Here is a 14975-nt window from a genome sequence, read left to right as displayed (position 1 = left end):
CCGCGGCCGGCCGGACAGGCCCGGCGCGGCGCCTGCGGTGAGCGGCCCGCGGCGCGGCCGCGCCGGCCGGCGATGCCGCACCCCACCAAGGCGAGGAGGAATGCGATGGAAAGCCGCAGGATCGAGACAAGGCCAGGGCTCGCCTTCGACGTGTCGGTGGCCGGCGATCCAACGGCCCCGCTCGTGCTGCTGCTGCACGGCTTCGCGGTGTCCCGGCACCTGTATGACGCGCAACTGCCGGCGCTGGCCGCGGCCGGCTTCCTCGCGGCGGCACCGAACCAGCGCGGCTATTCGCCCGGGGCGCGGCCCGACCCCGCCGACCCGGCGCAATACGACATCGAGCTGCTGATCCGCGACGCGCTCGACCTCGCCGCGGCGCTCGGCGGGCATGGCCGGCGTTTCCACCTGGTCGGGCATGACTGGGGCGGCAGCCTGTCCTGGGAGATCGCGGCGCGGTGGCCGGGGCGGCTGGCCTCGCTGACCATGCTCTCCCGCCCGCATCCCGGCGCCTTCGCCCGGGCGCTCGCCGAGGACCCGGAGCAGCCGCGCCGGTCCAGCCACCACAAGTGGTTCCTCGATCCCGATGCGGTGCCGAAGCTGCTGGCCGGGGAGTGCGCCTGGCTGCGCACTCGCCACGCCGCCCAGGGCATCCCGCCGGCGCAGACCGCGCAGCATCTGGCGGTGCTGGGGACCGAGGCGGCGATGAGCGCCGCCCTGGCCTGGTACCGCGCCCGCGGCACGGTGCATCGGCCGATCCCGCCCGTTCGCGTGCCGACCCTGTTCGTCTGGGGCGATGCCGACGACACGGTCGGCCGCATGGCGGCCGAGGGCACGCGCGATTTCATCGAGGCGCCCTACCGGTTCGAGGTGCTGCCGGGCGTCGGCCACTACGCGCCGGACCAGGTGCCGGAGCGGGTGACCGCGCTGCTGCTGGAGCATCTGCGCGCGCATCCGGCCTGATGCCGGCCCGCATGGTCACGCCGGGGGTGGGAGCGGATCGCGCAGGGCCGTTCACGGCCTTCCGCGACCTGCCATGGAGCAGATCCCGCCCAGGTGGCGTCACCTGATCGGGTGAAGATGCTCGTAGACTCAGAAGAGTGGAGCGGCTGCCGGGCCCTGGCGCAGGGAAACCGCCCTGGTGTCCCGAATCCGAAGTCCGCCGCCACTGGCGGCGCCCTTCGGTGCGGACCACTCGCCTCTGTTTGCCGTGGCCGGCTGATCCGCCGCGTTCGCAGCCGGTGGCCGCGAACTTCGCGGGCAGGACCCTAGCCGGCGTAGCGGTCGCGCAGCCGCAGCAGCAGGATGCGCTCGATCTGCCGCACCGCCTCGGCCCGCTCCTGCTCCGGCGTGTTGCCGAGCCGCGCCTCGAACCCCGCCAGGATCTCGGCCGCGCTGCGGTCCCGCACCGCCATGATGAAGGGGATGCCGAAGCGGGCGCGATAGGCCTCGTTCAGGGCGAGAAAACGCGCCCGCGCCGCCGCGTCCAGGGCATCCAGCCCGGCCGAGCCCTGTTCCTTCGCGCTGTCCGCCGTGACCTCGCCGCGTTCCAGCAGCCGACCCGCCAGGTCGGGATGGCCGTTGAGGAATTCCGTCAGCGCCTCCCCCTGCACCCCGCGCAGCACGGCGACGAAGCCGGCATGCAGCGCCTCGGCCGAGGACGTGTCCGGCCGCAGCGCCCAGACCGCCGCGACCAGGTCCGGCCGGTTCTCGAAGACGCTGCCGAAGCGCGCCAGGAAATCCTCGCGCGTCATGCCGCGGGCAGGCCGAAGCGGCGGGCGACCGCGGGGAAGTCGCGCGCTTCCGGGTGCCTACCGGCGGACTGCGTGCCGTCCTCCGGCCGCACCAGCTGGCAGGTCAGCATTCCGGCGGCCTGCGCCGCATCCAGCTCCTCCGCCACATCCGACAGGAACAGGATCGCCGCCGCCGGCAGGCCGAGCGCGGCGGCGATCGCCCGATAGCTTGCGGCGTCCCGCTTGGCGCCGACGCGCGTGTCGAAGAAGCCCTGGAACAGCGGCGTCAGGTCGCCGGCCTCGGACCGGCCGAACAGGTCGCGCTGCGCCTCGACCGAGCCGGAGGAGTAGACCGCCAGCGTGGTGCCGGCGGCATGCCAGGCGCGCAGGCAGGACGCGACATCGGGCCAGAGATGCCCCCGCAGGCGGCCATCGGCATAGCCCTGCCGCCAGATCAGGCCCTGCAGCGCCTTCAGCGGCGTCACCTTGGCATCCGCCGCCATCCAGCCGCGCAGCGCCGCCATCGGGTCCTGCCCCGGCGCCGCGGCGCGCACCTCGTCGAGGATCCCCGCCACCGCCGGATCGTCGCGCCGCGCCGCCAGAAACCCGTCCAGCGCCGCAGCGGCGAAGGGGAAGAGGCGATCCTTGACGAAGGCGATGGCGGTGGTGGTGCCCTCGATGTCGGTGAGGACGGCGAGCGGCGTCACCGGCCGGACCGTCCCGGCCACCTCAGGCGGCGACCGGGAAGCGGGCGGCGATGTCATCGCCGGTGAAATGCGCCACCCAGCCGGACTGGTCGGAGAAGACGCGCAGCGCGGTGAAATGCGGGCTCTCGCCGGCATCGAACCAGTGGCGGGTATTGGCCGGCACGCTGATCAGGTCGCCCTGCACGCAATGCGCGTCCCAGACCTTGCCGTCCACATGCATGACGAAGTCGCCGCTGCCGCGGACGAAGAAGCGCACCTCGTCCTCGGTGTGGATGTGCTCGTTGAGGAATTTCGCGCGCATGGCGGCGGCCTGCGGGTGGTCCGGCGTCAGCGACACCACATCGGCGGTGCCCGCGCCGGTCTCGCCCATCAGCCGGTCCAGGTAGGGGCGATAGGCCTCCAGCACCTGCTCGTTCGTCGCGCCCTCGGGGACGGCGACGCCCTCCCAGCGCTCGAACCGCACGCCGATCTCCCGCAGGGCCGCGGCGATCGCCCCGGCGTCCTCGGTCCTCAGCACCTCGCGGCCGGTCGCGGCCTCCCACACGGTCAGGCGGCTCATCTCAGGCGGCCCTCCTCTTCTCCAGTTCGCAGGCGAGCATGAATTCCAGCGCCTCCAGCCGCATCAGCGCAGCCGGCATGTCGGCGCCCCAGACATAGACGCCATGGCCGCGGATCAGGTAGCCCGGCGGCACCTCCGCCAGCGCATCCCAGCGGCGCTCCACCACCGCCTGCAGGCGGGGGATGTCCTGGTCGTTGTCCACCACCGGCAGGGCGATCGCGCCGGCATGGGTCGGCAGGCCGGGAAAGGCCTTCAGCAACTCGTAGCCTTCCAGCAGGATGCGGTCGCCGCCGGTGCGGGACAGATGGGTCACCGGCACCGAATGGCCGTGCAGCACCGCGCCGGCATCGGGGAAGCGGCGATAGATGCCGCAATGCAGGCCGGTCTCGGCCGAGGGGCGGTCGCCGGCACGCAGGGGCCGGCCGTCCAGGTCCACCCGGATCACCCCGGCCGCGTCCAGGAAGCCCTTGTGCCCGCCGGACCGGGTGATCGCCACAAACCCATCCGGCAAGCGGACGGAGATGTTGCCGGCGGTGGCCGGCACCCAGCCGAACCGGTCCATGCGCCGGCCGGCCTGGATGATGGCCGCGGTCGCGGCGGCGAAAGCATCGTCGGACATCGTGGTATCCCGGGGCTGGCGGGGGATTTCCCCGCCGGGCCGCGGTCATTACACCGGATCGTCTGGCGAATGGAATGCCCGAATCGCAAGGCCGGCCCGCGGCCGCTGCCGCGCGCCGGCGCTGCCACCCGGGATCGGGCGTCAGGCGGCGGGGCGCGTCGTCTGGCTGGTGGCGCCCGCCTGGGTCGGCTGGGCGGCCGGGCCGCTGATCGTGCCGGCCGGCGGCGTGGCGGCCGGCGGCGCGCTTTCCGCCAGGGACGCGTCCGGCTCATCGTCCTTCATGTTCTTCTTGAAGGACTTGATGCCGGTGGCCAGGTCGCCCATCAGGTTGCTGATCTTGCCGCTGCCGAAAAGCAGCAGCACGACCAGCAGCACGATGAGCCAGTGCCAGATGCTGAAGGAACCCATGTGACGCCCCGATGACCCCTGTCTGTTGTCGCGCCTGGCCCTGCCGGAAGCGGCGGCGCCGGGCGGCCACGCCTTGCCGGGGTCCCCGCGGCGGCATGCGCCCGGTGCCCCGGTCCTCGCCGGACACTAGTGCGCCACCCCGGGCAGCGCAAACCCGCACATGGCCCGGCCGGTCGCCGCAGACAACGGGGGTTGAAAGCCGAATCGTGCTCTCCCATCTCGCTGCCGTTCCGGGCCCCTCTGGCGGCGCCGGCGCCCCGGCGGGGCGCCCGCCGCGATGTCGGATGCGTGCAACCGCTGCGCGTCCGGGCCTGTTCATTCCACCGCATGTCCCCCCGGCCGCGCGCAGAGAGAGGATCATGCGATGGAACCCTCCATCTGGTTCTGGGTCGTCTTCAACGCGGCCGTGCTCGGCCTGCTGCTGCTGGATCTCGGCGTCTTCGCCAAGAAGGATGCCAATGGCGACCCCGCGCCGGTGCCGGTGCGGACCGCCCTGCTGAAATCCGGCGCCTATGTCCTGCTCGCCCTCGGCTTCTGTGCCTTCCTCTGGACGTCCTACGGGCCGGAGGAGACGCGGCAGACCCGCGCCCTGGAATTCCTCACCGGCTACGTGATCGAATGGTCGCTGTCGGTCGACAACATCTTCGTCTTCGTCCTGATCTTCGCGAAATTCGGCGTCCCGCCGCAGTACCAGCACCGCGTGCTGCTCTGGGGCATCCTGGGCGCCCTGGCGATGCGGGCGGCGATGATCCTGCTCGGCACCTCCCTGCTGCGGGAATTCGACTGGATCATGATCATCTTCGGCCTGTTCCTGATCTGGAGCGGCTGGAAGATGCTGCGCTCGGTCGGCGAGGAGGAAGGCGACCCGCGCGACAACCCGGTGCTGCGCTGGATGGAACGCCGCCTGCCGGTGACCGACGGCTATCGCGGCCGGGCCTTCGCGGTGCGCGAGGCGGGCAAGTGGATGCTGACGCCCCTGGCGCTGGTGCTGGTCCTGGTCGAGCTGACCGACCTGGTCTTCGCGCTGGACAGCATCCCGGCGATCTTCGCCGTCACCACCGACCCCTTCATCGTCTACACCGCCAATGTCTTCGCCATCCTGGGCCTGCGGGCGATGTATTTCGCGCTGTCCGGCGTCATCCACCGCTTCGTCTACCTGAAGCACGGGCTGTCGATCGTGCTGATGATCGTCGGTGCGAAGATGCTGGCCAACTACGTCGCCGGCGGTAAGGCGGTGCCGGTGGAATACGCCCTGGCGCTGACCGCGGTGGTCATCGGCGGCTCGATCGCGCTCAGCCTGTGGCGGACGCGGGGGGAGGCGAAGGCCGCCTCCTGACCCCGGCGGGGATGGCGCGGCGCCTGCCCGGCCCGCGGCCATCCCCTGCCCGCGGCCGGGGCAGGGGATGGGTCAGGGGGCTTTGCAGCGGCGGGGCATCCGTGAAAAGGATGCGCCGCGCCGGGCGGCCCCGATCTTGCACGTTCCCGCCAGGGGGTCGGCCGCGGCGCGCACCCTGACCGGAGCCATCCATGCCCGCCTTCGTCCCGCCCGGCGTCATCGGCCACAACCGCAGCCTGGTCACCCGCAACTACGCGGTGCTGCCGCCGGACGGCATGTTCCCCAGCCTGCTGCCGGGGCTGCGCGACGCCCAGGTCTACTACCAGGCGACGCCCCGCATGGGCGCCCGCTTCGTCCAGGGCCGGCTGGAGGTGCTGCCCGGCGGCGGCACGCGCGAGCCGCGGCAGGACGGGCTGGAGCATTTCCTGTTCGTCCTGGCCGGCACGCTGGACGTGGCGGCGGGACGGGAGACCGCGGCGCTGGCGGCCGGCGGCTTCGCCTATGTGCCGGCCGGCACCGCCCTGTCCTTCGTCAACCGCGGCACCGAGGCGGTGCAGGCCGTCTGGATCAAACGCCGCTACGTGCCGGCGCCCGGCCATGCCGCCCCCGCCCCGCGCTTCGGCAGCCGGGAGGCGACGCCGCGCACGCTGGTCGACGACAGCGGCCGCTGGCGGCAATACCTGCTGGGCACCGCCGACATGACCATGGATTTCGAGATGAACGTGATGGGCTTCGCGCCCGGCACGCATTTCCATTGCGTCGAGACCCACATCTTCGAGCATGGCCTGGTCATGCTCGAAGGCCAGGGCCTGCAGCTGCTGGACCGCGAGTGGCATGAGCTGTGGACGGGCGACTTCGTCTGGATGGGCAGCTTCGTGCCGCAGCAATTCTACTGCACCGGCTGGGAAGGCGCCGCCTACCTGCTCTACAAGGACGTCAACCGCGACGTCGAACTCTAGCGCTGGGAGGTCCAAGACGATGCAGGCACCATCCGCCGCCGAGATGAAGGACTTCGCCGGTCGCTCGGACGCCGCCGGCTGGCGCCAGCTTGCCATCCACGCCGGGCTGCTGCTGGCGGCCGGCATCGCGGTGGCGCTGGCGCCGGGCTGGTGGGTGGTGCCGGCCATGCTGCTGCTGGGGATCGTGCAGGTGGCGCTCTTCGCGCCCTTCCACGAGACCAGCCACTACACCGCCTTCGCCAGCCGCCGCGCGAATGCCGTGGTCGGCTGGCTGACGGGCCTGCCGGCGCTCTACAACTGGCATTTCTATCAGGTCTATCACACCGCGCATCACCGCTTCACCCAGGACCCGGAACGCGACCCGGAACTGGTGACGCCGCCGCCGACCACGCTGGACGGCTACCTCTTCCGCGTGCTGTCGGTGCCCTATTGGCGCTTCCGCATGACCGTGCTGCGGGACGGGCTGCGCGGCGACCTTTCGCGCTATCCCTATGTGGGGGAGGCGCAGGCGCCGCGCGTCATCCGCAGCATCCGCGCGCAGGTCGGCTTCCTGGCCGGCGCGGCCCTGCTCTCCGCCCTGGCCTTCGGCTGGGCGACGCCCTTCCTGTTCTGGATCCTGCCGCAGCTCATGGCGCAGCCGCTGCTGCGCCTGTACCTGCTGGCGGAGCATACCGGCTGCAGCACCGACCGCGACGGGCTGACCAACACGCGCACCGTGCTGACCTCCCCGCTGCTGCGCCTGCTGATGTGGAACATGCCCTACCACGCCGAGCACCACCTGTACCCCTTCATCCCCTTCCATCGCCTGGAGGATGCGCATGGGGTGCTGCGGCAGAAGCTCCGCCACCTGCAGCCCGGCTATGCCCGCTTCCACCGCGACTACTTGCGGACCCTGAAGGCATGAGCTGGGACCAGCGGGAGGGCGTTTTCGCCCTCGGCGACCTGGCGCTGCACAAGGGCGGCGTGCTGCCGGATGCCAAGCTGGTCTGGAAGGCGCATGGCACGCTGAATGCCGCGCGGGACAATGTGGTGCTGTACCCGACCAGCTACGGCGCGCAGCACCCGGACCTGGAATGGCTGATCGGGCCGGACGGCATCCTAGACCCGACGCGCTGGTTCATCGTGCAGCCCAACATGTTCACCAACGGGCTCTCCTCCTCCCCCTCGAACTGCACGCCCTGGCCGGCGCTGGTCACGTCCTGGGACAATGTCGCGGCGCAGCGGCGCCTGCTGCGGGAGGTGTTCGGCGTCACGCGGCTGCATGCCGTCTATGGCTGGTCCATGGGCGCGCAGCAGGCCTATCACTGGGCGGCCGCCCACCCGGGGGACGTCGCGCGAATCGTGGTCAACTGCGGCAGCGCGCGCACCTCGGTCCACAACCAGGTCTTCCTGCGCAGCCTGATCGCCACGCTGGAAGCGGCGCCCGAATATGACGGCGCGGCGCTGTTCTCGGCGCAGCCGCTGAAGGCGATGCGCGCCTTCGGCCGCATCTATGCCGGCTGGGCGCTGAGCCAGGATTTCTACCGCGCCGACCTGCACCTGACGGCGCTCGGCGCCCCCGACCTCGAGACCTTCCTGGTGCGGGACTGGGAGCAGCGCTTCGGCCGCCGCCCCGCCGCCGACCTGCTGGCGCAGCTGCGCACCTGGGATGCCGGCGACATCGGCGATCACCCGACCTATGGCGGCGACCTGGCGAAGGCGCTGGCGGCGATCGAGGCGCGGGTGCTGTTGATGCCGGGCGCGACGGACCTGTATTTCCGCGTCGCCGACAACGAGGCGGAGTTGCCGCATTTGCGGCATGGCCGCCTGCTGCTGATCCCGAGCATCTGGGGGCATCGCGCGGGCAACCCGCAGCCCAACCCGCCGGACGCCGCGTTCATCAAGGCTGCGGTCAGGGAATTCTTCGGGGACTGAGGCGGGCGCTGCCCTCCTCAATCCTCACTCGCCAGGGGCCGAAGGGCCGCCCGATCCCTCGGGATCGATCCAGGCCGCCAGACCGGCTTCCGCTCGCCATGGGTCACGGCAACCGCTCCAGTCTTTTGATCCTACGAGCATCTTCACCCGATCAGGTCATTCCACCCGATCGGGATCTGCTCTAGTGGGCGAGGCGCTCCAGCGGCACCTGCAGCCGTAGGGTCAGGCCGTCCCGCGCCCAGTCATGCGCGATGCTGCCGCCCAGCTGGGTGATGGCCCCGCGCTCCGCCAGCACCGTGCCGAAGCCGCGACGCGTCGGCGGGCCTTCCACCGCCGGACCGCCGCGCTCCTCCCAGGTCAGCGCCAGATGCGCGTCGTGCCGCTTGCCGGTGATGGTGACGCGGCCCTCGGTGCCCTTCAGCGCGCCGTATTTCGCGGCATTGGTCGCCAGCTCGTGCAGGATCAGCGCCAGGGAGGTCGCGGCGCGCACGCCGATCGGCGCATCATCCCCCAGCAGGGACACGCGCGCCGATCCTACCTCCCCATAGGGCGCCAGAAGCTTGCCCAGCAGCCCATGCAACGTCGTCTCCGGGTCCACCGGGCGGGATTCCGGGCTGTGCGGGCGAACATAGTCATGCGCCGCCGCCAGGGCATTCAGCCGGCGACGCAGGGCGCCGGCGAAGTTCCGCACCTCCGCCGCCGCGCCCATGGCGGAGATGGAGACCATGCCGCCGACCACGGTGAAGATGTTCTTGATGCGATGCGAGAGCTCCCGGGCGAGCAGCTCCTTCGCCTCCTCCGCCAGGCGCCGCTCGGTCACATCCACCACCACGCCCGGGAAGCGCGTCGGGCGACCCTCGGCATCACGCTCGCACCGGCCGCGGGCGGCCACCCAGCGGGTCTCGCCGCCCTGCAGCAGCACGCGGTACTCGGCCTCGAACAAGCCGTCCTGTTCCCCGGCCAGGGCGCGGGCGATCGCCGCCTCGGTCGCCGGCCGGTCCTCCGGGTGCAGGGCGGGCAGCAGGGTCTCGATCGGCAGGCCCTCGGCCACCGCTTCCGGCGTCACGGAGAACAGGCGGGCATAGCCGGGATCGGCGGTGATGCGGTTCGCCGCCACGTCCCAGACCCAGGTGCCGACCATCTCCGACGCGCTGAGGGCCAGCCGCAGCCTCTCCTCGCTCAGCCGAAGCTTCTCGCCGGTCTGCTTCTGCTCCTCGATATCGGTGCAGGTGCCGAACCAGCGGATGATGCGGCCCTGCGGGTCGCGCACCGGCAGCGCCCGGCCGAGCGTCCAGCGGAACACGCCGTCATGCCGGCGCAGCCGGTACTCGATCTCGTAGGGCTCGCCGGTCTCCAGGGAATGCTGCCAGCGGGACCGGGCGCGGGCCTGGTCCTCGGGATGGAACATCCCGTTCCAGGCCTCGCCATCGGTCGAGCCGTCGGGGACGCCGGTGAACTCGTACCAGCGGCGGTTGTAGTAGTCGTGGAAGCCATCCGGCCGCGTCGCCCAGACCATCTGCGGCATGGAATCCGCCAGGATGCGGAATTGCCGCTCGCTCTCGGCCAGGCGGGCGGCGCTCTCCTCCCGCGCCTGCAGCGCGCGCCGCAGCTCGAGCTGCGACATGACCTGGCGCGCCAGGACCTGGAGCGCGAAGCCCTGCTGCGCCGTCAGCCCCTCCGGCCGCGGCACGTGGTCGAGCACGCAGAGCGTGCCGAGCGGCAGGCCTTCCGGCGTCTCCAGCAGGGCGCCGGCATAGAAGCGGAGATGCGGGGATCCGGTGACCAGCGGGTTGTCGCGGAAGCGCGGGTCCTGCGTGGTGTCGGGCACCACGAACAGGCCGGGCCGCAGGATGGCATGCGCGCAGATGGACTGGTCGAGCGGCGTGTAGCGCACGCCCAGGCCGACCTCCGCCTTGAAGAATTGCCGGTCCTCGGCAACCAGGGACACCAGCGCGACGGGCGCGGCGCAGATCTGCGCGGCCAGCGTCACCACGTCGTCGAAGGCACGCTCCGGCGGGGTGTCCAGCACCTGGTAGCTGTCCAGCGCCCGCAGACGCGCGCCGTCATCCCAGGGTGCCGGCATGGCATGCGCCGGGGCACACCCCTGGGTCTGCCCCTGGGCATGCCCCTGGCCTCCGTCATCGCCGCCCGGCGTCATTTGCGTCTCTGTCCTTCCGGCCGACATGCCGGCATACCCGGGGATGGCATTCCCAGGATCCACAATCACCCCTGGGACCCCAGCTTGGCCAGGAACGTTTTCTCGATATCGTGGGGATCGTACGGCTTCGGGACGAAAGGCGCCTGGCGCAGCGGCGGCGGCACCTCCTCCCGCCGCGCGCCGGAGACGAACGCGAAGGGGGTGCCCCGGTCCGCCAGCAGATGCGCGACCTCGAAGGTCTTCCCATCGGTCACGTCGATGTCGAGGAAGGCCAGGTCGAAGGCGGTGGAACCGAGCACCTGCCGCGCCTGGGTCACGGAATTGGCCACCGCCACCTCGGCATCCGCCGCCCCGGTCACGATCGCCTCCAGGTCGAGCGCGACCACGGGGTCGTCCTCGACAATCAGTACGCGCCGTCTTCGCATGGACTCGCCCTGTCGCAGCTTGGGTCACTCTGTCGACCAGCGGCAACGCCGGAAGCGCCAGCGCGTTCGCCGCGACGACCGGTTTGTGACAATTCAACCATAAGGATGGCCCCCGGTCCGACCCGGCGGCGGAAGCGTCCGGCCCACCGGAAGGACCTCCCCCGCCGTCGCACGGCGATTCTTGACGCCGGCGTCAACCTGGGTGTCTCCTCCCCCGCCTGCCTGTACGGCGGCGGGCGAAGGCCACAGACTGCCGCCGAACGCCGAACGACAAGAATGAAGGGAGAGCCGTCCGCGTGAGCGAGCAGCCGCCGCGCATCGTCATTGCCGGGGCCGGCCATGCCGGCGGCTCGGCCGCGGCCTTCCTGCGGCAATATGGCTGGAAGGGCGGGATCACGCTGGTCGGCGAGGAGGCGAACGCCCCCTACCAACGGCCACCCCTGTCCAAGGCCTGGCTGAAGGGCGAGGCGACGGCCGAGAGCCTGGCGCTGCGCCCGGCGCGCTTCTACGCGCAGCAGAACATCGAGCTTCGCCTCGGCACGCGGTTGGAGGTGCTGGACCGCGCGGCGAAGCGCCTCGTCCTCTCGGACGGGACGGCGCTGGGTTATGACCGGCTCATCCTGGCGCTGGGCGCGCGGCCGCGGGCGCTGCCGCTGCCCGGCGCGGATTTGGCCGGCGTGCTGGCGCTGCGCGGCACCATCGATGCCGATGCGCTGCAGGCGGCGCTGAAGCCCGGCGCCCGGCTGGCGGTGATCGGCGGCGGCTATATCGGGCTGGAGGTCGCGGCCTCCGCCCGCGCGCTGGGCGCCGGTGCGGTGGTGATCGAGCGCGAGGCGCGGGTGCTGGCGCGCGTCGCCGGCGCCGACCTCTCCGCCTTCCTGGAACGCGCCCATCGCGCCCGCGGCGTCGAGATCGTCACCGGCGCGCAGGTCCAGGCGATCGAGGGCCAGGACGGCGCGGCGCGGGCGGTGCTGCTGCAGGACGGCACGCGCATCCCGGCCGACACGGTGCTGGTCGGCATCGGCGCCATGCCCAACCTGGAACTGGCGCGGGAGGCCGGGCTGGACTGCGGCGCCGGCATCGTGGTCGACCTGGCGGCGCGGACCAGCGACCCGGCCATATACGCCATCGGCGATTGCACGCAGCGGCCGCTGCCCCTCTACGACCGCGCGGGGCGGCTGGAGAGCGTGCCCAATGCCATCGAGCAGGCAAAGCAGGCCGCGGCCGATCTCTGCGGCCGGCCGCCGCCGCCGCCGGAAGTGCCCTGGTTCTGGTCCGACCAGTTCGAGCTGCGGCTGCAGATGGCTGGCCTCGCCTTCGATGCGCGGGAGACGGTCGTGCGCGGCGACATGGCGGCGGACAGCTTCGCCGTATTCCACCTGGACGCCGCGCAGCGCGTGCTGGCGGTGGAGGCGGTGAATGCCCCGACGGATTTCATGGCGGGCCGGCTGCTGGTGGCGAAACAGGCGCGCGTGGCGCCGGACCTGCTGCGCGACACCGCGACGCCGCTGAAGGACCTGGCGGCCTGAAGGACAACACGGGGGAGCATCCATGCCCAGCGTCACCTACATCGAGCACAACGGCACCGAGTACCGGATCGAGGTCGAGGACGGCCTGTCGGTCATGCGCGGCGCGGTGGACAACGGCGTCCCGGGCATCGATGGCGATTGCGGCGGCGAATGCGCCTGCGCCACCTGCCATGTGTATGTGGATGAGGCCTGGCTGGCGAAGACCGGCACGCCGAGCGAGCAGGAGGCGAGCATGCTGAGCTTCGCCGCGACGGCGCAGCCGAATTCCCGCCTGTCCTGCCAGATTGCCATGACCGCCGAGCTGGACGGCCTGGTGGTACGCATGCCCGAAGCGCAGCACTGACTGGGAGGAAGACGGCCATGAACGCCCCTGTCGCCCCCGCCGGCGATGCCTGGACCACGCCGCTGGACCAGCTGGACCCCAGCCACCCCGCCCTGTTCCAGACCCAGACCCACTGGCCGTATTTCGAGCGGCTGCGGCGCGAGGCGCCGGTCCACCACAGCACCAGCAGCCCCTTCTTCGGGCCCTACTGGTCGGTGGTGAAGTACAAGGACATCATGCAGGTGGAGGTCAACCACAAGGTCTTCTCCTCCGACAGCTCCTTCGGCGGCATCTCGATCCGCGACCGGCCGAAGGACCTGCGGCTGCCGATGTTCATCGCCATGGACCCGCCGCAGCACGATGAGCAGCGGAAGGTGGTGCAGCCCATCGTCGCGCCGGCCAACCTTGCGAAGCTGGAAGGCATCATCCGCGAACGCGTCTGCCGCATCCTGGACGGGTTGCCGCGCGGCGAGGAGTTCAACTGGGTGGAGCATGTCTCCATCGAGCTGACGGTGCAGATGCTGGCGACGCTGTTCGACTTCCCCTTCGAGGACCGGCGCAAGCTGTCCTTCTGGTCGGACTGCGCCACCATGCCGGTGGAGGCGGGCGGCTACGTCACGTCCGAGGAGAAGCGGGAGGAGGTCTTCGCCGAGCTGCTGGCCTATTTCACCGGGTTGTGGAACCAGCGGGTGAATGCCGAGCCGCGGCCCGACCTCGTCTCCATGCTCGCCCATGGCGAGGCGACGCGGAACATGTCGCCGCGGGAATTCCTGGGCAACCTGATCCTGCTGATCGTCGGCGGCAACGACACCACCCGCAATTCCATCAGCGGCGGGCTGCTGTTCCTGAACCAGAACCCGGGTGAATACGCCAAGCTGCGGGCGAACCCGGCGCTGATCGAGAGCATGGTGCCGGAGATCATCCGCTACCAGACGCCGCTGGCGCATATGCGGCGCACGGCGCTGACGGATTTCGAGCTGGGCGGCCAGCGCATCCGCGCCGGCGACAAGGTGGTGATGTGGTATGTCTCGGGCAACCGCGACCCGGAGGCGATCGAGGAGCCGGAGCGCTTCATCATCGACCGCAAACGACCGCGGCAGCACCTGTCCTTCGGCTTCGGCATCCATCGCTGCGTCGGCAACCGGCTGGCGGAGCTGCAGCTGAAGATCCTGTGGGAGGAGATCCTGCGCCGCTTCGAGCGGATCGAGGTGGTCGGCGAGCCGAGGCGGGTTTTTTCTTCGTTCGTGAACGGCATCGCCGAGTTGCCGGTCAGGATCGCCGCCTAGACTCGAGGTTTCCAAAGGCCTTTCGGCCTTTGGCGGGAGAGCGCGAGAGGGCAGAGCCCTCTCGCGAGGCCTTCAGAACTTGACCCTGTCGCCACCCTTCAGCGCCAGCATCTCCCGCGCCTCGGCCGGCGTGGCGATCTCGAGGCTCAGCTCCTCCAGGATGCGGCGGATCTTCGCCACCTGCTCGGCATTGCTCTTCGCCTGCACGCCCTTGCCGAGCCAGAGGCTGTCCTCCAGCCCGACGCGGACATTGCCGCCCAGCATCCCGGCCATGGTGGTGAAGGGCATCTGGTTCCGCCCGGCGGCGAGCACCGACCAGACATAGTCCTTGCCGAAGAGCCGGTCTGCCGTCTCCTTCATGAACATCAGGTTGCGCGGCTCGGCGCCGATGCCGCCCAGGATGCCGAAGATCGTCTGGGTGAAGAGCGGCGGCTCCACCACCTTGCGGTCCAGCATATGGGCGAGGTTGTAGAGGTGGCCGACATCGTAGCACTCGAACTCGAAGCGCGTGCCGTGGCCCTTGCCCAGCCGCTCCACCACCTGCTCGATGTCCTGGAAGGTGTTGCGGAAGATGTAGTTGGTGGTGTTCTCCAGGTAGGGCTTCTCCCAGGCGTGCTTCCAGGTCTTCACCCGGGCAGCGCTGGGGGCGATGTTGAAGTTCATCGAGCCCATGTTCAGCGAGCACATCTCGGGGCTGGCCTGCAGCGGCGCGGCCAGGCGCTCGTCGAGGCTCATGCCCAGTCCGCCGCCGGTGGTGATGTTGATCACCGCATCGGTGGACTGCTTGATCACCGGCAGGAACTGCATGAACACCGCCGGGTCCGGCGTGGGGCTGCCATCCTTCGGGTCGCGCGCATGCAGGTGCAGGATGGCGGCGCCGGCCTCGGCCGCGGCGATCGCCTGCTCGGCGATCTCCTGCGGGGTGATGGGCAGGTGGTCCGACATGCTGGGGGTGTGGATCGCCCCCGTGACGGCGCAGGTGATGATGACCTTGGCCATGGCGCTTCCTCCGGCTTCGAGAGG

The 14975-nt window shown here is 71.0% G+C and carries 16 protein-coding genes; 8 read left to right on the top strand and 8 right to left on the bottom strand.

Translation table 11 applies throughout. The annotated features are described in order from the left end of the window. Positions 1-105 precede the first annotated feature (105 nt). Complete coding sequence (locus E2C05_RS12710; protein WP_158292089.1) at positions 106-960, top strand: alpha/beta fold hydrolase; 855 nt, start codon at positions 106-108, stop codon at positions 958-960. Between the two features lie 305 nt (positions 961-1265). Here E2C05_RS12710 and uraD read toward each other — a convergent pair whose 3' ends face one another. The 5 genes from uraD to E2C05_RS12685 all read right to left on the bottom strand — a co-directional run bounded on the left by uraD (position 1266) and on the right by E2C05_RS12685 (position 4023). Further along, positions 1266-1751 (bottom strand): 2-oxo-4-hydroxy-4-carboxy-5-ureidoimidazoline decarboxylase, encoded by a 486-nt coding sequence (uraD, locus tag E2C05_RS12705; protein ID WP_133220010.1) that lies wholly within the window; start codon positions 1749-1751, stop codon positions 1266-1268. Then, positions 1748-2458 carry an acireductone synthase gene (gene mtnC, locus E2C05_RS12700; RefSeq protein WP_240046718.1) on the bottom strand — a complete coding sequence of 237 codons (711 nt, stop codon included), beginning with the start codon at positions 2456-2458 and terminating at the stop codon, positions 1748-1750. The genes uraD and mtnC overlap by 4 nt, the downstream gene beginning before the upstream one ends. Position 2459: 1 nt before the next feature. Further along, a complete protein-coding gene (locus E2C05_RS12695) occupies positions 2460-2996 on the bottom strand; it encodes a 1,2-dihydroxy-3-keto-5-methylthiopentene dioxygenase (protein WP_133220008.1) in 537 nt (178 codons plus the stop codon). Between the two features lies 1 nt (position 2997). After that, the gene (locus E2C05_RS12690) at positions 2998-3615 is read right to left on the bottom strand and encodes a methylthioribulose 1-phosphate dehydratase (protein WP_133220007.1); all 618 of its coding nucleotides are present in this window, start codon (positions 3613-3615) and stop codon (positions 2998-3000) included. 141 nt (positions 3616-3756) lie between these two features. Next, positions 3757-4023 carry a twin-arginine translocase TatA/TatE family subunit gene (locus E2C05_RS12685; RefSeq protein WP_133220006.1) on the bottom strand — a complete coding sequence of 89 codons (267 nt, stop codon included), beginning with the start codon at positions 4021-4023 and terminating at the stop codon, positions 3757-3759. A 364-nt stretch (positions 4024-4387) separates the two neighbouring features. Here E2C05_RS12685 and E2C05_RS12680 point away from each other — a divergent pair, with 364 nt between their 5' ends. The 4 genes from E2C05_RS12680 (at position 4388) to E2C05_RS12665 (ending at position 8232) form a co-directional block, all read left to right on the top strand. Next, a complete protein-coding gene (locus tag E2C05_RS12680; protein WP_133220005.1) occupies positions 4388-5359 on the top strand; it encodes a TerC family protein in 972 nt (323 codons plus the stop codon). A gap of 191 nt (positions 5360-5550) precedes the next feature. Further along, complete coding sequence (gene allE, locus E2C05_RS12675) at positions 5551-6318, top strand: (S)-ureidoglycine aminohydrolase (protein WP_133220004.1); 768 nt, start codon at positions 5551-5553, stop codon at positions 6316-6318. 19 nt (positions 6319-6337) lie between these two features. Then, positions 6338-7222 carry a fatty acid desaturase gene (locus E2C05_RS12670; protein WP_158292088.1) on the top strand — a complete coding sequence of 295 codons (885 nt, stop codon included), beginning with the start codon at positions 6338-6340 and terminating at the stop codon, positions 7220-7222. Further along, the gene (locus E2C05_RS12665; RefSeq protein ID WP_133220002.1) at positions 7219-8232 is read left to right on the top strand and encodes an alpha/beta fold hydrolase; all 1014 of its coding nucleotides are present in this window, start codon (positions 7219-7221) and stop codon (positions 8230-8232) included. The genes E2C05_RS12670 and E2C05_RS12665 overlap by 4 nt, the downstream gene beginning before the upstream one ends. A gap of 181 nt (positions 8233-8413) precedes the next feature. Here E2C05_RS12665 and E2C05_RS12660 read toward each other — a convergent pair whose 3' ends face one another. Continuing rightward, complete coding sequence (locus tag E2C05_RS12660) at positions 8414-10315, bottom strand: PAS domain-containing protein (protein WP_133220001.1); 1902 nt, start codon at positions 10313-10315, stop codon at positions 8414-8416. Between the two features lie 140 nt (positions 10316-10455). Beyond that, the gene (locus E2C05_RS12655; RefSeq protein WP_133220000.1) at positions 10456-10815 is read right to left on the bottom strand and encodes a response regulator; all 360 of its coding nucleotides are present in this window, start codon (positions 10813-10815) and stop codon (positions 10456-10458) included. Positions 10816-11111: 296 nt separating this feature from the next. Between E2C05_RS12655 and E2C05_RS12650 the strand changes: the two genes are divergently transcribed. Genes E2C05_RS12650 through E2C05_RS12640 form a run of 3 tightly spaced genes read left to right on the top strand, consistent with a single transcriptional unit; the run spans position 11112 to position 13952 of the window. Continuing rightward, positions 11112-12344: an NAD(P)/FAD-dependent oxidoreductase gene (locus E2C05_RS12650; RefSeq protein WP_133219999.1), complete on the top strand. Its 1233-nt coding sequence runs from the start codon at positions 11112-11114 to the stop codon at positions 12342-12344. A 22-nt stretch (positions 12345-12366) separates the two neighbouring features. Then, complete coding sequence (locus E2C05_RS12645; RefSeq protein ID WP_133219998.1) at positions 12367-12687, top strand: 2Fe-2S iron-sulfur cluster-binding protein; 321 nt, start codon at positions 12367-12369, stop codon at positions 12685-12687. Positions 12688-12704: 17 nt separating this feature from the next. Next, a complete protein-coding gene (locus tag E2C05_RS12640) occupies positions 12705-13952 on the top strand; it encodes a cytochrome P450 (protein ID WP_133219997.1) in 1248 nt (415 codons plus the stop codon). A gap of 72 nt (positions 13953-14024) precedes the next feature. Here E2C05_RS12640 and E2C05_RS12635 read toward each other — a convergent pair whose 3' ends face one another. Further along, positions 14025-14951 (bottom strand): BKACE family enzyme, encoded by a 927-nt coding sequence (locus tag E2C05_RS12635; RefSeq protein WP_133219996.1) that lies wholly within the window; start codon positions 14949-14951, stop codon positions 14025-14027. Positions 14952-14975 lie beyond the last annotated feature (24 nt).

The organism is Paracraurococcus ruber (assembly GCF_004353985.1).
Classification (GTDB): domain Bacteria; phylum Pseudomonadota; class Alphaproteobacteria; order Acetobacterales; family Acetobacteraceae; genus Paracraurococcus; species Paracraurococcus ruber.
Note: the sequence above shows the minus strand (reverse complement) of the source record. Positions and strands in the feature narration are given on the sequence as shown.